The 19,839-nt window shown below is 35.6% G+C and carries 18 protein-coding genes and 2 pseudogenes; 5 read left to right on the top strand and 15 right to left on the bottom strand.

The features are described from left to right. Positions 1-31 precede the first annotated feature (31 nt). The 4 genes from CC204_RS15390 to CC204_RS15370 form a co-directional block, all read right to left on the bottom strand. Entirely contained in the window at positions 32-1,204 is a 1,173-nt protein-coding gene (locus CC204_RS15390) for a WxLIP family cell surface protein (RefSeq protein ID WP_088270964.1), read from the bottom strand. Positions 1,205-1,443: 239 nt separating this feature from the next. Next, positions 1,444-2,528, bottom strand: a protein-coding gene (locus tag CC204_RS15385; RefSeq protein ID WP_120308903.1) for an IS3 family transposase whose coding sequence is annotated in 2 segments (ribosomal slippage) — positions 1,444-2,291 and positions 2,291-2,528 — 1,086 coding nt in all. Because the reading frame shifts where the segments join, the coding sequence is not laid out codon by codon here. 271 nt (positions 2,529-2,799) lie between these two features. Further along, a complete protein-coding gene (locus CC204_RS15375) occupies positions 2,800-3,555 on the bottom strand; it encodes a WxL domain-containing protein (RefSeq protein ID WP_227011267.1) in 756 nt (251 codons plus the stop codon). Positions 3,556-3,602: 47 nt separating this feature from the next. Further along, a complete protein-coding gene (locus CC204_RS15370; RefSeq protein WP_088270962.1) occupies positions 3,603-4,388 on the bottom strand; it encodes a WxL domain-containing protein in 786 nt (261 codons plus the stop codon). Between the two features lie 542 nt (positions 4,389-4,930). On the opposite strand from CC204_RS15370, the gene CC204_RS15365 reads away from it, so the two are divergent. Next, positions 4,931-6,361, top strand: a complete 1,431-nt coding sequence (locus CC204_RS15365) for a helix-turn-helix domain-containing protein (protein WP_162288359.1) — start codon at positions 4,931-4,933, stop codon at positions 6,359-6,361. Between the two features lie 336 nt (positions 6,362-6,697). Here the strand turns inward: CC204_RS15365 and CC204_RS15360 are convergent, their stop codons facing one another. The 4 genes from CC204_RS15360 to CC204_RS15345 form a co-directional block, all read right to left on the bottom strand. Then, positions 6,698-8,137, bottom strand: coding sequence for a 6-phospho-beta-glucosidase (locus CC204_RS15360; RefSeq protein ID WP_088270960.1), 1,440 nt, complete (start codon positions 8,135-8,137; stop codon positions 6,698-6,700). Positions 8,138-8,165: 28 nt separating this feature from the next. Beyond that, positions 8,166-9,476 carry a PTS sugar transporter subunit IIC gene (locus tag CC204_RS15355; protein ID WP_088270959.1) on the bottom strand — a complete coding sequence of 437 codons (1,311 nt, stop codon included), beginning with the start codon at positions 9,474-9,476 and terminating at the stop codon, positions 8,166-8,168. A gap of 266 nt (positions 9,477-9,742) precedes the next feature. Then, complete coding sequence (locus CC204_RS15350; RefSeq protein ID WP_088270958.1) at positions 9,743-10,501, bottom strand: MurR/RpiR family transcriptional regulator; 759 nt, start codon at positions 10,499-10,501, stop codon at positions 9,743-9,745. A gap of 44 nt (positions 10,502-10,545) precedes the next feature. Next, on the bottom strand, positions 10,546-11,475 hold the full coding sequence (locus CC204_RS15345) for an ROK family protein (RefSeq protein ID WP_088270957.1): 930 nt from the start codon (positions 11,473-11,475) through the stop codon (positions 10,546-10,548). 257 nt (positions 11,476-11,732) lie between these two features. Between CC204_RS15345 and CC204_RS15340 the strand changes: the two genes are divergently transcribed. Beyond that, positions 11,733-12,548 (top strand): hypothetical protein, encoded by an 816-nt coding sequence (locus CC204_RS15340; protein WP_157894312.1) that lies wholly within the window; start codon positions 11,733-11,735, stop codon positions 12,546-12,548. A gap of 92 nt (positions 12,549-12,640) precedes the next feature. On the opposite strand, the gene CC204_RS15335 is transcribed toward CC204_RS15340, so the two are convergent. The 3 genes from CC204_RS15335 to CC204_RS15325 all read right to left on the bottom strand — a co-directional run bounded on the left by CC204_RS15335 (position 12,641) and on the right by CC204_RS15325 (position 14,649). Then, positions 12,641-13,567, bottom strand: a complete 927-nt coding sequence (locus CC204_RS15335; protein WP_088270955.1) for an anti sigma factor C-terminal domain-containing protein — start codon at positions 13,565-13,567, stop codon at positions 12,641-12,643. Then, positions 13,558-14,034: an RNA polymerase sigma factor gene (locus CC204_RS15330; RefSeq protein WP_088270954.1), complete on the bottom strand. Its 477-nt coding sequence runs from the start codon at positions 14,032-14,034 to the stop codon at positions 13,558-13,560. The genes CC204_RS15335 and CC204_RS15330 overlap by 10 nt, the downstream gene beginning before the upstream one ends. Before the next feature lie 183 nt (positions 14,035-14,217). Continuing rightward, positions 14,218-14,649, bottom strand: a complete 432-nt coding sequence (locus CC204_RS15325; protein ID WP_088270953.1) for a rhodanese-like domain-containing protein — start codon at positions 14,647-14,649, stop codon at positions 14,218-14,220. 107 nt (positions 14,650-14,756) lie between these two features. Between CC204_RS15325 and CC204_RS15320 the strand changes: the two genes are divergently transcribed. Continuing rightward, positions 14,757-15,617: a LysR family transcriptional regulator gene (locus CC204_RS15320; RefSeq protein WP_088270952.1), complete on the top strand. Its 861-nt coding sequence runs from the start codon at positions 14,757-14,759 to the stop codon at positions 15,615-15,617. A gap of 326 nt (positions 15,618-15,943) precedes the next feature. On the opposite strand, the gene CC204_RS15315 is transcribed toward CC204_RS15320, so the two are convergent. The 4 genes from CC204_RS15315 to CC204_RS15300 are packed head-to-tail and all read right to left on the bottom strand — an operon-like array spanning position 15,944 to position 18,516. After that, complete coding sequence (locus CC204_RS15315) at positions 15,944-16,336, bottom strand: ribosomal maturation YjgA family protein (RefSeq protein WP_088270951.1); 393 nt, start codon at positions 16,334-16,336, stop codon at positions 15,944-15,946. Beyond that, complete coding sequence (locus CC204_RS15310; RefSeq protein WP_088270950.1) at positions 16,317-17,855, bottom strand: DUF4153 domain-containing protein; 1,539 nt, start codon at positions 17,853-17,855, stop codon at positions 16,317-16,319. The genes CC204_RS15315 and CC204_RS15310 overlap by 20 nt, the downstream gene beginning before the upstream one ends. Positions 17,856-17,857: 2 nt before the next feature. After that, a complete protein-coding gene (locus tag CC204_RS15305; protein WP_088270949.1) occupies positions 17,858-18,067 on the bottom strand; it encodes a helix-turn-helix domain-containing protein in 210 nt (69 codons plus the stop codon). Next, positions 18,067-18,516 (bottom strand): DUF2975 domain-containing protein, encoded by a 450-nt coding sequence (locus CC204_RS15300; protein WP_088270948.1) that lies wholly within the window; start codon positions 18,514-18,516, stop codon positions 18,067-18,069. The genes CC204_RS15305 and CC204_RS15300 overlap by 1 nt, the downstream gene beginning before the upstream one ends. Positions 18,517-19,340: 824 nt before the next feature. Here CC204_RS15300 and CC204_RS21825 point away from each other — a divergent pair. Both CC204_RS21825 and CC204_RS21950 read left to right on the top strand, forming a co-directional pair. Beyond that, positions 19,341-19,464, top strand: a pseudogene (locus CC204_RS21825) (DUF6287 domain-containing protein); the annotation flags it as partial. A 65-nt stretch (positions 19,465-19,529) separates the two neighbouring features. Further along, a pseudogene (locus CC204_RS21950) lies at positions 19,530-19,667 on the top strand (DUF6287 domain-containing protein); the annotation flags it as partial. Positions 19,668-19,839: the final 172 nt, after the last annotated feature.

Genomic DNA, 19,839 nt, shown 5'->3' with positions numbered 1-19,839 from the left:
CCAATAGTCAGTAGACTATTTACTTATTTCCTCATTTTTTAGTATCGTCAGATCCTTTTTGGGATTTGATTTTCTTCTTGTTCTTTGTTGCTTGTTTTTTGTTCGTTTTCTTGCTTTTGTTTTTTGTTGTCGTTGTTTTTTTCTCTGGTTCTTTGTCTTCTTTTTTCTTTTTATGTAAAACAAATAGGATTAAAAGGATCAAAAGAAGAATAACTGCAATCGCAGCGATCAGAATATACAACCAAAGTTTCGATTCTTTATCTAATTCAACAGCTGCTTCGTTTAATTTTTTGGCTTCTTTATTATCTATGGTGAAATATTTTACCCAGTGATAGTCTTCTCCATCACCTGTTGCGTCCATTTCAAGTCGATAGGTTCCAGCTTTGAATTCTTTATTATCCCATGAAATAGGAAAGTCAAAATTAGAGTTTGGAACCATTCTCATATCTTCTTTTTTTGTTTCATGTAGGACTTCTTTGCCTTTTTCAGTATATACACGAGCATCAACACTTAAATCTTTCACAATCTCTGCTTCTGTATTTTGTAAGTTCGCTTGCACAAAATTACGATAATTCACTTGAGTTGGTACAATGTCGTTCAGTTCTAAGTGCGTCTTTACTTCATTTGTTGTTTCTCGTAAAGAAACACCTACTACATATGCAAATTTATTTTTAATTTGGACGCCACCTTCTTTGGTGTCTTCCGCATCTTCTTCTTTTTCGCTAAAATGTAATCCGCCTAAAATTAAGCCATCATATTCTTCTTTAGGCATAGTAATATCAATTTTAGAAACAGCTTGTCCATTCGCAGGCAATTTGATTTCTTTTTGCTGCGGCTTTACAATAGTAGAAAATGGTGTTTTCAATGTACTATCGTAATCTGTTCGATCAGACTGACTATAGTCTGCTACACCGTTGTCGTTTGTAAAAGCCGTATTCGCATTGACTTCAACGGTCAATTCTTTATCTGTATTGTTTTTTAAGGTTACATCAAGCGTTTGCTTTTGATCTGGTTTCATTTCTAAATCAAAATATGTTTTACTTCTATCTTTCTGATTTTGGGGAATTTCAGGTGTGACAGCAAAACTCATATTTTCTGCTGAAGCAATAGTTGCGCCAAATAAAAATTGGCAGCTGACTACAATTATAATGGAAGTTACTGTTATCAATCTAAGCAGTTTTTGTTTGATCATGATACTTTTCATTTTGTTTCTTTCCTCTTTTCTTGTATTTGCATAAGTGTATGACAGTCGTGTCTGGCTCCTATGTCAATACTCCGAACAAAAAAAGGCGAAAGAATTGCTTAATGCTCATTAAAAATAATAAATAAAAGAGACGTGTGAACCAATGCCTCTAAATTAGACGGCACATTTCTCTACTGATCAAAAGAAGACGCACTTAAATAACCCCTTCAATCGTCTTTTTTTGAAAAAAGGGGACGTTACTAAGCAACAAGAGAAATTCGATCTGTATTGTACCAACGAATGTAACTGTCAATGCCAACGATGGCTTCCTCAAGTGTTTTAAAGGATTGGAAATTCACATATTCGCGTTTCAAAATAGAGTGGAAGCTCTCTATTCTTGCGTTGTCCCCTGGACAACCTTTTCTTGAATAAGAATGCTTTATTTTTTTATTCGTTAATGTCTGATTAAATAAGTCGCTTGTGTATTGGCTTCCCATGTCGCTGTGTACTATTTCTATTCCTTGTGCCTGTAAATTTACTTTTTCTAGCACGCTTGTTGCTAATTCTTTCGTCATGTGGGCACCAACTTTATGAGCAATAACCCGACGGGTTTCTGGATGATAGAGACTGGCTAAATACGCCCACTTTCCTCTCACTGGAATATACGTGATATCCGTTAAAAGAACCTTAGACCAATCACTCTTTTTTCTGATTAGATTAGGTAATTGAGCGACTTCAGTATAAGATTTAGGTTTTTTCATTTTCTTTATCATCCGAGAGTGAATCCCTAATTCACGCATTAAACGATAAATTAGGTAACGACTGACAGGGATATTCAGTTCTTCTTTAAAATATTTTGTCATTCTTGGATATCCATACATCGGATAGGCTAACCAGGATTTCAATACCTTTTCTTTTATCTGTTGGCGTCTGCGCATTCGATCGCTAGGCATCCAGTTTAAATACGCATAATAGGTGGTTCTTGGGATTTTAAGAACCCTTAAAATACGAGTAATGCGGTGCTTTGCTTCTAAATTGACACGAACGACTCGTAAGACAGTCGCTCGTCCTTTGGCCATCAACTCTTTGCCAAAAGCACCGCCGCTCGCTTTAAAATAGCATTTTCTTCTTTCAAGCGTTTATTTTCTTTTAGCAATTCTTGCTCTTTTATTGAAAGAACATTTCGATCCAATGGATCTGCCTGCCGTATCCATTTCGTAAGTGTAGAGACACTTACATTGTATTCTTTCGATAGTGAGTTCGCAGACCGACCGGTCTGACTTAATGAAATCATGGATTCTCTAAACTCTTTTGAATATCTTGTAGCTGTGTTTTTTGTCTGCATAATAAAAACTCCTTTAATAGATTATAGCGAACAACTTGTCCGTATTTCTAGTATAGGAGCCTCTCTTCATTTTTACGATTCAAATAAATGATATGAACAGAATGAATGCTCTAGAATATAGCACTCACTCTGCATATCATTGAAAGAGCTGTCACAGTAGCAGGTAGATACTTGGTTATATAAGATCACTTTTCGTTTTCTTCTATAATGAGACCTCAAGTAAATACCGTTCAACATTCCTCACTCTGTCATATCTTTGCAAATATGACAATTAAGCTTCGCTTGCTACTAATGTCCAAGTCAACTCAGAAGAATATTCTTCATTAGCGATTTTTTTAGATGTTCCTGGTACTGATAAAGTGACATCTTGGTTTTCTTCTTTTGGATCTGTTGAAGCTTCATTTCTATCTTTAGGTTCACCAAAAGAGTATGACCATGTTGCCATTCCTTGATCTTCATTAGCAGCCATTACTTTCGTTGCGCTACCTACTGGGATCGTTACTGTTTTATTGACTGTTGATGGTGTTGCAGATGATGGCGCATCGCCCATATTTACAACTTCACCGTTCGTGATTGTAAGTTCTGCTCCAGCTAAGATATCTTCGTTAGCTGTTTGGAATTCAGTACGTTCTACTTGTAAATCCCATCCGTCATTTGTTCCGCGGTTATCAGTGATTTGGATGAATTGAGGAATGTAGACAGATCCTTCTTCATAGTTCCATTTTGCTAATAGTGGATGGTAAGCTTTTGTGCTACCTGAAATTTTTTGTTCTCCGAATTGCATGTGTGATACATAGTCAATTCTTAGAGGGCCGTTTTCACCGCCACCTCCACCGGGTTCTGGATCTGGTTCACCTGGATCTGGATCTGGATCAGGCTCACCTGGGTTACCTGGATCTGTCGGGCCTTCATCTTCAACGAATGTTACAGTTGCGTTTGATGTTGCTTCATCTGCTAAAGCAGGAGTTGCAATCCCTAGTACTAATGCACTTAGTGCAAGGCTGCTGATCAATTTTTGTTTAGTCATTTTCAATTTAATTGCCTCTTTCTACTATTAAAATGTATTTTTTATTTTTATACTTCTGTTTGAGATAATGTCCAAGTTAATTCAGATACGTATGTTGCATCTTCATTTTTCTTAGCTTTACCAGGAACTTCTAATGTTACAGCGCTGTTTGTGTCAGTAGCATTACCGTACTCTTCAGTACCGAAAGCAATACTGTTTACACCCATACCTTTATCTGTTGAAGGTGTCACGATCGTTTGATCATTCGCTTGCCCATCTAATTTAATGTTCCCTTTTGCAGCTACTTTTGTAGAATCGCCATTGTCGTTTTGTGTAAATACTTGGTTATCTGAACCAAGAGTTAAAACAGCTCCTGCTAATTCTTCATTTGTATCAGCATCTACAAATTGTGTATTTGAAACTTCTAATTTCCATCCATCATTTTTACCACGGTTATCCGTTACTTGAACAAATGTTGGTAAATAGACAGTTTCACCTTCAGAGTTTACTGAACCATTGTATTTTGCATAATATTTTTGTGTACTACCTGAGATTTTACGGTTACCAAAGTCAATACCTGATACGAAATCAATTGTTAGTGGACCTTCCATGTCTCCTCCACCATTTCCGCCGCCGCCTGGCTCTTCAATGTCTGGATTTTCTGGATCGACCGGATCGATGATTCCACCGCCGCCGCCTTCTTCTCCACCGTCACCGTCATCGCTGAATGTGATCGTTCCTTGAGAATTTGTTTGTCCGCCTACTTCTTCTGCTGCAAATGCTGGTGTTACGGCTGATACTGCGATCGCAGCTAAAGCCACACCGCTAACTAGGTGTAGTTTGTTTAATTTCATTTCTTTGTTGCTCCTTTGATATTTTATTTGAAAGTTTTCTCAATTACTTTTTCGAAAAGTAGAGAACAACATATTAGATGCTGTTCTCTTGAAACTTTAGAAAAGTATCCGCAGCAAGAACTTCCAACTTGCTGCAAAATCTAGTATAGCTACTTTCTAACTCATAATTTTTCATTTTTATATAAATAACATTTGTTCTTTTGCAAAAACAGCGGTAATATAGTATTTAAAACATTACCATTTTTTAAAAATAAATATTATTTTTAATAAAACATTTGCAAAAAAAGTTCTTCGTTTCTTTTTAAAATTAAATGTCACTGCTTACATAATCGTTTTTTTTCTTTTTTTGCGTGGATATTGTCATTTTTTAGAAAAAATCTATAATTTTATCAGTTATAAATAATATACTAATAAAGAAAGGATTTGCGTGACAAGTTATGAACCATTTTCTAGATAACACTTTGCAAAAAAAATACCGTATCCTTGAGTTAATCAATAGCTCTCCTGATTATTCCGCTTCACAGAACAGGATTTTAGAAGAATTGGATATCTCTTTAGGAACACTTAAGCGTTCCGTAAAACTGATTGAGGAGGATTTTCGACTGTTTAAATGTGAGGACAAAATCCAGCTACTCTACAATGAAGATACTAAAACCTATCAATTGAACATTGCTGGAGATTTCTCATTACAATTCGTTTTTCTATTTTATTTGAAGGAATCGATTCGATTCAAATTGCTTGAGGGGATGTTTACGGATACTTTAGGTGATATATCTGAAGTGGCGGATCAGTTTTATCTCACATATTCTTCATTAAGAAGAGAACTTCAATACTTAAAGAAGGAATTGTCAAAATACGGATTGAGCATTGATACTAAAAAGAGAATTAAAATCCAGGGCGATGAATTGCATATTCGATTTTTCTACACCGTTCTCTATTTAGATTCATATGGCGGACAATCTTGGCCTTTCCCATATATTCATCAGCATGAGATCAATCAAATTTGTACTTTATTTCCTACAGAAATTTATAACCCTACCGTTGCTGCTAAAAAAATCTTACTTAGTTTTTTTACTGCAAATTCGCTCGTTCGTGCAAAAAATGGCCATATAATCGATCCATCTATTATGAATGTCCCATTATTTGACTCTAAACATTCTTCTTATCAGCCTGCCATTGATAAGCTAAGTGCCATTTTCAAAAAAATGCTTCCTCTTGCAAATGAAGAGCAGCGTCTTATTGAGATTAAAACATTATTAAGCTGTGTTTTAGCATTTGGTAGTTACCCTGGCGTCCCTAGAGTATCCCATTTCTTTTATTTAAATAAAGAATTACAGGAACAAGATTTTTTAAGCAGTGTTCTTCATTTGATGAATCAATTAGAAGATTATGCGATTTCTCCACTCACTAATGATGAATACAACTCGATTTTCAATAAACTTTGTTTAACGCACTATCGTGTTCAACTCTTTAACAACAAAGCTTTTATTAATTTACCTATTTGGACAAATCCTAACGATGATCTGCTGACTTATAATAGACAGCGTACCGCTTTATTTACAGAAGCACTCGAACAGGAGTTTACACACCCTATCATGTCTAAGTTTTTAGATTACAAAAACTATTTACTTTTTGAGTATCACAATATTTTATTGCATACTTTAGATTGGGAAAAACATAAGCCGAATATTCGCGTACTGTTTCTTTCAAAATACAGTACGAATAAATTAGAGAATATGGTTACTAGCAGTTTTAAAGCATTGTATAATTTTGACTCTACCTATGAACTTACGTCTCAAGTGGATTTGATCATAAGTGACATGATTTTATCTAGTCAAACCCTTTCTACAATTGGCGCTACCCAACCAACGATTTATGTTCAACCGACGGTTTCTGTCGCTGATTATAGAACGATTGCTAAAAAATTGTCTGAATTGACATGGAAAAAAATGAAACAAACAGAGCATCTTTAAATCGATGACGATACAAGAAAATAGACCTGATTTTGAAGTGTACGTTCAAAATCAGGTCTATTTTTTTTAAGCGTCTATTGATGATTCATCATTTGAAATGATACACCCAAAAAAAATTGGCAAAAAGACAACCAAAACATTAAAACTTTGATCAAAATGCTTGTAACAGCTATGAATAACTTTCATTTGACTGACCGATCATCTTTCAACAAAAAAAAGGATACTATAATGCTCCTTAACGGAATACTATAGCAGCCTTTTAATATTTTACCTCTTTATAGAAAACAATGGTCATTTATGCTTAACAGAATAGTTACACATTTCTTTTTATTCTACTTAAAGCTTCTCGCCATTCGTTTCAATCACTTTTTGATACCAAGAAAAGGAGTCTTTCTTTAAGCGTTGAAGGGTTCCGTTGCCTTCATTATCTTTATCCACGTAGATCATCCCGTAGCGTTTTTCCATCTCACCGCTGCCGAAACTTACGATATCGATCACACCCCAAGGAGTGTAGCCAATGACAGGTACACCGTCTTCTACGATTGCTTTTTTCATTTGTTCGATGTGCTTGCTTAAATACTCCACACGGTAGTCATCATGAACGGTATTGTCTTCAGTCAGTTGATCATAAGCGCCAAATCCATTTTCCACAATAAACATTGGCAAATCATAGCGTTGATAAACGGTATTCAACACATAACGCAAACCAACTTCATCGATAGGCCAGCCCCAGTCAGAGACCTCGATATACGGGTTTTTGACTATTTTGGCCTGTTGAATATCTTCTGTCGCCTGTCCTTCGATCTCTTCAAGCGTTGATATCGTGCCAGACATATAGTAGCTAAATCCGATATAATCAACGGTTCCTTCTTTCAAAATAGCTAACTCTTCTTTACTAATGTCTATCTGATAGTTTTTTTCCGCCCAATATTTTAGTGCATAGGTTGGTACTTTTCCGCGGGCATGAATATCATTATAGAAAAATCTGCGTTCATTTGCTTTGACTGAAGCCATCATATCCTCAGGATTACATGAGTATGGATACACAGGAACATACGCCATCATACAACCGATTTGAAAATCAGGATTAATTTTTTTCCCCTCAATCACAGCTGCAGCACTGGCAATCAGTTCATTGATCCCCGCCTGAAAAACAAGCTCTTCTTTTTTCGTCTCATCTTCTATGATCATCGCTGAATTTGTCCAGACGTGCAATGGATCTTGTCCGTCGGCCTGATTATTGATTTCATTGAATGTCATCCAGTAAGTTACTTTGTCTTTGTAGCGTTCAAAAACACAAGTAGCAAATTTTACGAATAAAGGAATGACTTCTTTGTTTGAAAAACCACCAAACTTCTCGTAAATATAGTACGGCATTTCAAAATGAGACAACGTGATCACTGGCTCGATCCCATGTTCGATCAATGTATCAAATAAACGATCATAATATAATAATCCCGCCTCATTGGGCTCCTCTTCTACTCCTTTAGGAAAAATCCGACTCCATGCGATAGAGGTCCGAAAACATTTTAAGCCTAATTCTTTAAACAATTCAATATCTTCTTTGTAATGATGATAAAAGTCAATTGCTTCATGGTTTGGGTAATATTCTCCCTCAATGACTCCTTGTGTTATTTTTCGAGGAATCCCATTTCCACCAGCAGTCATTACATCAGCGATGCTCAGCCCTTTCCCCTCTATATTCCAAGCACCTTCTGCTTGATGAGCTGCAATCGCGCCGCCCCATAAAAAATTATCTCCTATTTTATTCGTCATGATTACGCTCCTTTAATGAAAATATCTCTTATAACTCGATTTTTTGTGCTCGGTTCGATGCAATGACGAAAGGAAGGTAAATGACTGTCGATACGGCCAAACAAACGATCCCTACTACTACTGCAACGATATTTCCACCGGTTCCTAAGAACAGATTGATGATCCCAGGCGTCGTCCACGGTACGCCTATTGCTGGCGAAGGCATGATCTGCCATACGACTGTCACAAAGTAACCGATCAAAATGTTGACCATCGGAACTAAGATAAACGGAATGATCAATAATGGATTTAAAACGATCGGCAGACCAAAAATGATTGGCTCATTGATTTGGAAAATACCAGGAACTAACGACATTTTGGCAATTTCTCTTTGTTCCGGACGTTTTGAAGCAATAAAAATCGCAATGATCAGTCCCATTGTCATACCTGTTCCGCCCATATTTGCGAACATATCATTTAAAATGCCCCAAGTTTCTTTATACGGTACATCCCAAAGTGATCCTCCTTGATTGACAAAGTCAAGGTTCGCTAGATCCTGTTCCGTAAAAATAGCAGAACGAACCGCATTCAAGGTATTTGGCCCGTGAATCCCGATTGAAAATAGCAAGGTTTGGATAAAAGCCAGCAATAAAACACCTACTACATTTCCGCCAAGATCACGCAGCGGACTCTGGATTCCTTTATAAATCAATTCATTGATTCCTTCTGGTGCAATCATCAGAACTAAAAAGTTGATAATTGCAGCTACTCCTACAACGATCACAATCGGGATCATACTTGAGAAAGAACGAGATACAGCCGGTGGAACCATTTCCGGCATCTTGATTTGCATGCGTTTAACTTTAAAAAGTTTTGGTAAAAATTCTCCGACCAAACAGCCAACGATCATTGCCACAAATAATCCTTGCGCCCCTAAATATTGTGTGCTGATCACATTCAAGTCGTCAGCGTTAAAAGGTTTTGGGTACAAGATCATAAAACAAGCAATACTTGTTAGACCAACCAAAGTCGAATCTGCTTCGAAATGCTTCGCTAAAATTTGAGCGACTAAATACGTAATAAAGATACTCATGATGTTGATCGTTCCATTGGCTACAGAAGATAGTACTTGCTGAGCACTTTCTAAATTTGGAAAAATACTCGATAATCGTAATAATTGCACAACAAAACTGTCGTTTGAAAATAAAATATTGTTGACTAAAATAACGAGTGACGCCGAAATCGTCAATGGAAAAATCAGCATAAAAGCATCTCTGACCGCTGCAATATGCCGTTGATTATTTAGCTTCGTCGCAACCGGCACTAGTGAGCGATCGATGATCTCATTGAATTTTTGCATAGATAAAACCCCTTTCATTTTATGAATCTATTATTACATATCCTCAATCACTAAATAAGTAAGCGCCTCCCTTTAGAAAAAAATTCCGAGAAAACAAAATAAATTCCATGCATGAAACAACCTGTTCCAGTGAGCAGAAAAACTCGCTGAAAGCTCTTTTTTATTTCAGCGCTGAATCTTACATCATCTGCAAAAAAGAATAAAGCACTGAAAAACACGTTGCTACAACCTGTTTTTCAGTGCTTTATTCTTTTCGTTTTTGTTGATCACTGATCCTTACGAAAATCCTTCAAATAACTGATAAGCGTTTCCAAAATAGCGATCGAAGGTAACTGACTCGTCAGATCTAGGTAGATATCCTTACGCTCTTCTTTGATTTCATACTCGATAGAGTAGTCACATTGTTGAGCCAGCGTACTTTTTTTATTTAAGGTAATACAATATTTTTTTACGATATTCTTATCTTCTAATCCTGCAATCACTTCGATCAATTCTTTCGTTTCACCAGAAACACTTAGAAAAATAATCACATTTTTTTGATCTCTGCGTAAAAAACTTCGAATAGGATAGGTCAAATCATCCAGAGCAATCGATAAATAGCCTAAACTAGCGAGTTTTCTTGCGCTATACTGGGCAATGGCCCCTGATGCACCCATTCCCATGAATAAAATGCAGTCACTATCACGCAAGGCAAGTGCCATATTCTTTATTTGATATTCCACATCAGGATGAAAGATGCCCATATTCAAAGAGTCCACTCGTTCTTCGATCCCAATGTGCTTTTTAGTTTCATCTTGACGAACATTCTCTAAATGAGTGCCGATATAAAAACGAAATTCAGGAAAAGAATGAAAACCGATTTTCTGAACAAAGCGAAAGACAGATGTTGAGGAAACATGTGCACCATCTGCAATGTCACGAACACGCATATAGGGGATTTTCTCTAGATTATTCACAATAAATCGGTAAATTTCTTGTTCTACAGAGGACAGGTCATTTAATTTTAGGTAATCAAATATCGCCATTTCGGTCAATCTCCTTTAGTTCGATAAAAAGATTATACCATAAATTATTTAGTGACCGCTTGATGGATCTGATAGACTGCACCAATCAGCCCAGCATCATTTTCTAATTTTGCCGGAATCACGGGTGCGATCGTTTTTCCTCTCAAATAATTGATCGACGCATGTCTTGTTTCGACTTCTACTAGTGTTTTCTGAAGTTCTCTATGGAACGTTTTGTTCGCGCTGACACCACCGCCAATTAAAATAGCCTCCGGATCAAAGCAGCTAATTAGATTGACTAATCCAACAGACAAGTCGACATAAAATTGCTTAGTGATCTCTATAGCAAGAGCATCTCCTTCTTCAGCTAAAGCAAAAATTTCTCTCGCATCATTGATCGGACTAACATTTTTTTGTCTTTGTTTCTGTGCTTCATTATAAAGCGGGATCAATCCACCGACGATTGCGCTTCGTTTATTGATCGAAACCGCTTCAATATCACCTTTTTCCGGTAACTTATCGATCATCATCCAGCCAAATTCACCAGCCATGCCATGTGCTCCACGATAAACCTTTCCATTGATCACAATTCCTCCACCAACACCCGTTCCCAACACCAAACACAAATAATTCTCCATGCCAATAGCATTTCCGATCCATTTTTCTGCGATCGCTACTGCGTTTGCATCATTTTCGACCGTTACCGGCAGACCTGTCAGCGCTGTCAATTTTTCTTTAAAATTTTCTCCATACAACGGTCTGATTGCCCCAGCAGTCAACATAAGTCCATCTTGCTGTACGATTCCCGGCGCACTCATACCGATTCCTTTAATTTGAAACCGTGTCTGTGCATCTTTGACAATCGCTAAAAGACTGGCATAAAAAGAATCAGGTTCATATTCCGTCTTGATACTTCCTTTTTCTAAAATCGTCCCATTTTCATCCAGCACACCATATTTGACCGTCGTTCCACCTATATCAAATCCTACATACATCACATAACATCCTTTATTATTTATTTTAGATGCAAAAGTTAGTTGCTCAAGCTCATTGTATCACACGTGTTTAAGGATTTTTTTCCTTTTTAACACAAAAGAGCAGCAGTGGGTTTCATTAAAAAAATAGAAATACGTTTTTCGTAAATGCTCTAAGCTGACCTCCAATCTTAGCCATGGTACACTTAAGATATAGACTATAAAATTCCTAGCAGTGTACTGTTTTTCGTGCATAAATCGACAGGAGATGAATGCTTTTGAAGAGAGACCGCCAACAACTATTCTTTATCTTTTTATTGTTTGCTTTATTTGCATTGACTAATTGTTTACTCCTTATTTTAGGTGAGTCCCCTCGCGGAATCTTACTAAATCTAATTTCTGGTCTAGCTTTCACTCCAGTAGAAGTCTATGCTACTGTCTTTTTTCTGGAGAATTTTTTACGAAAACGAGAAGCAAGAATCGAGGAATTAAGGGAAGATACAGACTATTTTTCGATTGCCAAAGAAGACCAACTGCAGTTGATTTGGACGATCAAATATTGCTTGCTGGAAAATTTTTCTACAGAAGCTCATGAAGATGTTGATGCCGCCTTCTACAATTTATACATTCAACGAGCACATGTCCTTTCTGCTGAATTTTGGGAAACCACCTTGCTGGCTGAACATCTGGCGCCTTCTACAAAAAAATACAATCCAGTATTTAGAGGAAAAGATACTGCCCAACTTTCTGCACTTGAACTTTCTACCGAAATCGGGAACTATATGAGAACAGAAATTACTGATTTTTATGCTATTTACTTAAAGTTTATCCCATTAGATATCTTCAAAGAACTTCACAGTATTTATAAATCGATCGAGATCAGTATTTTATTTAGTGACAATGCTTATTTACTTCAAACCAAACAAGATCTGATCGAAAAACAAAAAAAGAACAAGCTAACTTTTGAGGAATACGAGAAACTAGCTCAACTCTCACAAGCACTTTTAGCAGACATTTATCAACATATGCAAAATATTTCAGCGATGACGCTAGAACATCAGACAAAATTGCAGAAAACCAGACCGGATCGCTAAGCACAGATCGTTCGGTAAAAATAAGACAAGGCTAAAGATCAGAAAAATTCTGAATTTCAGCTTTGTCTTTTCAAGTATATAAAAATTTCCGTTTATTTTTCCGGCGTAATGTATGGAACCATCGGAACAGTCACACCGATCGAACTCCCTCTAATAAAGGACGCCTCTTTTAAATTAGCCAAATTTTGTACTTGTCCTGTGACCATTACGCCTCTAATTTTTATATCCTCCAGCTTTTTGTCTTGATTCTCATCAATGAACGCTGTGACTTCTTGACTATTCGCAGAGGAGACAGCTGTTTTAAACGAGCGAAAGAAATTCTCTTTGTCCGCTTCCGCATCGATTATTCGATTTTTTTCATCTACATTTAATTGAAAACCGTACACAGGCATGCCAGAAGGCCCCTGACTTTCATCACTTTCTTCAGAAAACAGGTATAACCATACAACATTGACATTCTCTGGGAACATTTTCTTCACTTCATTATAGGTATATGGCTGATCAAAAGAAATCGCTACCTCGGCGACAGAATCTTCTATAGCCTGAATGTCATCCAATTCATTTTTTACGCCATCATAATAATGTTCGATCTTTGGATTATAAAACGTAGCAACTTTTTGTTTCGTTTGACGATTGTACTCATATGAATTTTTTGATGAATGGTACCAAGAAGGCATCAGTTCATTGTAGTCGATCGATTGTTTGAACAAACTATACTTACTACGTAGACTACTCCAAGGGACAATATAACCATCTATATTTTTCGATTGATTCGTAACGACCTCTCCGCCAAAAATTGAGCTGTTGGAAATCACTTGTGAATCTATTTGTGTATTCGGAGAAGCGATCGTTTGATAGGCAAACAGTGCTTTATCTAATTTATGATAATTCCTTGTTGAGACTTTATCTACAGTAATGACCAACAAAATCGACATAATCAAAAAAATGATCATTGAGATACAACTAAACATCACTAGCTGCTTTCGTTTTGCTTTTTTGATACTTTTATTTAAATCCATCCTTCTTCCTTCCAATCTACTTTTAATTTTTTTCGAGTTCTATATAAGCGTTTTTTTACTGTTTCTACTTTCATATCCAAGATAACAGCAATCTCCTCATAAGAGAGCTGATAGTAATATTTAAGCCATAATAGTTCTTGTTCTTCATTTTTTAAAGAATCAATAATCAACCAAAAATCTTGTGGTTCATGTATCAGATTCGATCGAAACTCACTATATTGAGCGGTATACTCCATCTCACGTTTCCTTTTTCTAAATAGATCAATATAATTATTGAACGAGACTCTAAAAAACCAGGGCCGCAAATTTTCCTGTTTGAGAGTAATAAACGTAGAAAATAGCGTATCATAGGTTTTAGAAACTGCGTCCTCTGCATCTTCTAATGTACTCCCCTTTTTTATTAGTACTTGGATCACTTCTTGTCCTAATGAAAGTAGCGCTTCTTCAACTGTCACATCCTTCTTCATTTTTAGTTTCTCCTTTCATTTATACAACGTTTGAACTCCTAAAAAAGTGGACAAGAATAATTGTATTATCTAAATTTTTATATTTTTGATTTCAAAGCAAATAGAAGCTAAAGCGAATCATTCTTCACTTTAGCTTCTATTATAAATGATAGATAGATTGTGCATCAGCATAAAAATAAACGTCTAGCCCAATGAAGCATAATCCCAAAAAAGTGCTCTAGAAGTATTTTTTCCCTCTAACGGACAGTTTTCTTTTGCCCAGTATTCGATTCCTCCCAATAATTCTTTCACCTGATACCCTCTCGCCATTAACTTCATAGCGGCTTTAGTTGCACCATTACAGGAAGGACCCCAGCAATAGACAACGATTTTAGCGCCGACTTCCAGCGTATCCTGAGGCAAATTCCCTCCTGGACAGGAAATAGCCCTTGGTATATGACACTCCTGAAAATCTTTTTGGCTGCGAACATCTAAAATCGTGTAATCAACCAACTGGTGGTAAAAATCAAATGCCAAATCGGCAATATCTGTTTCATACATCAATTTTTCAGAGAAACGATTCCCTTCGATCGATTTTACATTATCATTGAATACTTGAGAAATATACTTTTTCATTTTCTTCACCTTCCCTTTCTGTTAAGATTTAGTATAATCGATAAAAAGCTAAAATAGTTACTTAAAAAATAGATACTTTTGATCAAAATTATTGATAGGAGGAGCTTATGAATTTCATCTATCTTCAATCTTTTTACCATGTCGTATCAACGAATTCCTACTCAAAAACAGCCAATCAGCTAGGATATTCTCAAAGTAATATCAGCTATCATATCCATAAACTAGAAGAGCAATATGGACGGGAATTATTATTCAAGAGAAAAGAAAAAATTGTTCTGACGAAGGCTGGCGAATTAGTCTTCACATTTGCTCAATCATTGATGAAAGAACATCATAAACTTCTCAACCAACTAGAACAAGAAAACGAAGTTCTTAGAATCGGAACGATCGAAAGTCTTTCTTCCAGCCTGATGATCACCTATTTGTCAAAACTTCGGAAACTTTATCCTGAAATGAAATTTCGAGTGAGTGTAGAAGACGAGCAAACACTTTTTGACTTGCTAGCAAAAGATGAACTGGACTTGATTTTTATATTTGATGAGATGACAACAAATACGATGAATTACGTTCATTTATATGCTGAAGAAACCTTTGAATTGGTCACCCATAAAAAGAATATGGTCGATCATCCAGCATCTTACGAAATGATTTTGACCGATAACAAATGCAGCTATCGCAAAGCCTTTCTTGAACAATATCGTTCTGCTATGAACATTTCGATTGCGTTGGAACTAGCGAATCCTGAGGATATAAAAAAGTTACTATCCTCAGGAAACGAGACTGCCTTTCTTCCGAAATATGCCACGAAAGATCTGAGTTCACAAGATTTCATCCATTCTCCCTTACCTTTAAATAGACCTTTCTATTTACAATGGCTATTCGCAGATGAAAAGAAGAACAGCCAACTCGATAAACTCATCTCGCTCCTTCTTGAAGATCCTCATTATGAAGTAAAAATAAAAAAATAGATTTTAATGTAGATAAAAAAAGAGTGCGAAGCTAAACATCGGTTTAGTTTCACACTCTAAAAGGTAATAATCGTTGGCCAAAAATCGAACCTAATCAACTTTTGTCTCAAACTCCTTCTTATATAGAGGATAAATCGGAGTTTTTTTACTATCTTTCTGGAGTTGTTACATTTAATGGTTGACTGAACTCAGATAAAGTATTGTTATTAGCCAATGCTTTCACTTTATACGTAACGGTACCGATGATTATATACGGACAAAGCTGAAAATCAGAATTTCTTCTGATTTTCAGCTTTGTCTTTTGCATATCTCAAAGTACAGTTTAGCTATTTTAGGATGGTCAAAATACAGCGATCCACTAATGCGCCCACACCAGCGCCAATCGTATATGCTACAAGATCACTCCATAAAAAACCATAACCTAAAATCAAATGTCCAATCGTGTTTTGCCGAAGCGCCTCGATCCATGGCGCATGATACAGCTGAGAACATTCTATCCCATAACAAAACAACAATGTGAATAAAATTATTGTCTTTGTCTTCTTCTTAGTAAAGAGCATTGCCAAACCAAGAAAAATCATCAATGCCCACAAGCTATCTCCCAAATAAGTGTTCAGCCATTGAGGTAGCAGCTCTACATATTTTCGTGAAAGTAATCCGGCAATCATCACCAATATAACTCCAAAAGCATAGACTGTTCTATTTCTCTTGTACATCATCGTGCTTCTCTTCCATATACGTTTGAATCAACGCTTTAGCTTTCATTCTACTCACACTTATTTGATTATTGGAATGCTCTACGAGCTGTCCTTCCATGTAATCAAAATATTTTTCAAGCTCCAGTTTAAGCGTTTCATCCTCTGTTTCCTGATACATTTTGAGCGCAACAGGTACTACATCTGCTCCTAAACTATAGAAGACGGATAAGTCAAACTCATACAGTGTTTCCTGCTGATACTTCTTGTAATTATACGAAGCTATAAATCTTCCTGCATTTTGATAACTAATTCCTAAAAAGCTGAAAGCGATGATCACAACGACCCAACGAATATAATTGAACTGTTTCCACAACGCAGTGATAAATAAACAGACACAGATAAATAAAACCAACATGAACGCAGATGTATTAAAGCGCATCAAGGTCAATCCAAATTGTGAAATATACAACTGCATTTTAGCAAACCCAAGAAAAATCAGTCCAAGCGTTTCAACGCCGATGATTGATAGTAGAACAATGATTCCTCTGTTTTTTTCATTTCCTACTATTTTAATTAGAGTAAAGATCCCTATATTAATCAATGAGACAAAAACTAATTGGAAAAACCCTGTTCTCGCGTATTCAGAGACTGTGCTTGCAGTGATCGGTTTTTGTAAAAAAGCGGAGAAATTCATGATTGTAGAAACAAAGAAGATCAGATAAACCAAAATGAATACTGTTAAAATAGTAATAAACATCGCATCTGGACCTTTAAATCGCTTTTTTGTTTTTGATGATTTGTTTAAACAAATCATATTTCGGTAAACATATAGAAACAGGTAGTACCCCAATGGAATTGAAAATAGAAAAATCAGTATATTGCTTTTTAGATTTTCAGATAAATATGAGAGGATATTGAACATCCAATCACCAAACAAAGCATCAGCCGAACTTAATAAAGTGATCACCAACAGCAATACTGGCAACGAAAACATCAAACCGATCACAACATAGCGTACATTTTTATTTTTTTTATCGCTGCGAGCAACTGAATAAACTGAAAACGACTCGCTTAAATTCTTGAATGGTCGAACAACTATTCCAAAAAATAAATCATAGATAATATGACTATCCAATGTTTTCGTTGTTCTAGCATCTCCCAATGTCATGATCCAATAACTACAACTCAGCACTAAAAAAAATAGATTCATCCCTAAAAAAATCGTATTTTCAAAAATGGCAAAGGAAAGTCCCAACAATAAATTATAAAGTAAATAAACATAAGAAGCTTTTTTCATCGTTATCTTTTGTATTTTGGCGTATACACAAACACCTACACAGAAACATATGGTCAGAAGTGTTACCCAAATTCCCCCTGCTTCTGAAATAAACATTTTCAATGTGAAAAATGTTATAGCAATACTGAACAAATTGAAAATAAGATCTTTTGTATTAAACTGGGTTGATTTAACTGGTTTTTCGCTACTTTTTATCTCATTTTTACTGTGCAGCTCTTCAAAAAAATCCTCTGATTCATTCATACCTATTCATCCTCTCGATACTCCAATATATCCGCCGGCTGACAATCTAATTCACGACATAATGCCTCCAAGGTACTAAATCGGATCGCTTTTGCCTTGTTGTTCTTCAAAATAGATAGATTAGCCGGAGTTAAATTCATTCGTTCTGCCAATTCTCCTGCGCTGATCTTCCGTTTTGCCATCATGACATCGATATTTACTATAATAGCCATTAAATCGTATAATCGTTTTCTGTTTTTATTAAAAGTGCTTGGCAGAACACATTTTTAATTATTCTAACGATCAATCCAATAAACGCAGTTAATCCGGCTACAAAAAGCCACGGATAATAATACGTAGTTGAAATAAGTAAAATCAAAGACTCTAAAAAACAAAACCAACTAATAATGCGTAAAGTCTTAATATTTCCCTCAGCAAATGTCTCATTATTGTCAATATTACTAATCAGATGATTCAAAAAAAATAAAATCACTAACCCAATACCTAAACATAATTCCAAGGTGATAACAAATAAATAGCGGTTTTCTGGTGAAACGATATCCACAGGGACAATGGCATCAATGACTGTTGAAATAAAAACCATGGTTAAAACTACCATTCCACTGAAAAGATACAAACACCATTTTGATAATTTGATTGATTTCTTATCTGTCCAATTCATTTTATTCTCCTCCTACTTGTGTTATTAGAGTACGAGAATTAGTTTGGGATGTCAACATAAATTTATCGATAATCGATAAATTTATGTTGATATTCGATTTAAAAAGCAAGTGGATACACTTTTTAGACTGTCTATTAAGAATTAGTTAAGTGTTTTTCGCATACACAAAGAGAATAATCGTTTACAAAATGATTTTTCCGCAGTTATAGTATATAATTGTTTACATAATTTAATGATAACAACAGAAAAACTTGGGAGGGCTTAAAATAATGAAAGTGAGAATTTTAATTTTTATTTCAGTCATATCATTTTTGCTAGGAGGTTGTTCGGAAAATAGAGATGGTAATACAAACCCATCTACACAATCAACTACTTCAAAGATAAACAATGAAGCAACAGTCAGTACAACTCAAACTACAGAGGTCATTGAATCTAACGTAAATAGCTCAATAATGGCTTATGGCTTTCAAGCCCCTAACGATATTTATAACCATTTGATTGTTACAGGTAGTATGAAAGTCATAGATACAACAAAAGGAACAGAGACTAGAGGACAAGAGTATCTGTATAATCACGGATATCATTCTGTTTCTGCATCAGATACTACAAATTCTAGTCAATCTTATGTTTTAGAAGATTCAGCAACTCTACCGAATGGACGTAATGCGTATGGTAAATTAATTTATTTTTATTTCTGGTGTAACGATGAAATGAAACAGCGTTTAGAAGATGTTGTCATCGATGATGATGTTATATTTTTCGAAGCAACTGAAGAATATTTAGAATCTATCACTCAGCTTTTAAACTCTCCTGTTCCAGCTCAAACACAAATAGATTTAGATATTGATGCTATCAACAATGGTGATTTCACCACATTGGTCGGAACTTGGGTAAATGGACTCGGTGATCGTCTAATCATAAATACCGATGGTACTACGAATATTGGTTATACTCTTCATAGCGTTAAAGATTCAGACATAACAAGTAAAATCCCTTACGCTAGCCTTTCTGATGGAATGTCTGGTGCAGCCTTAGGCTTGTATACCATTGGGTTTGAAAATCCTGATGGTGATAATTCAGATATTACAAAACCGCGTCTTACAATCGCTCAACAAGGTGGCTCTTATCCCGCAGATAGTTATTACTATCGACAATAGTACTATATGAAAAAGACATTATTTTGCTACTCCTTTATATAGAATTATTTAAATAATAGTAGCTCATCCTAAAAAATATAAATCCCTTTTCATTGTTTTCATTATTCAGGGAATAATACTGATTAATGTTTCTTTATTCATCATAAATCAATATAAAAAATATCGA

The organism is Enterococcus wangshanyuanii, assembly GCF_002197645.1.
GTDB lineage: Bacteria > Bacillota > Bacilli > Lactobacillales > Enterococcaceae > Enterococcus_L > Enterococcus_L wangshanyuanii.
This window is presented reverse-complemented; position numbering and strand designations above follow the sequence as displayed.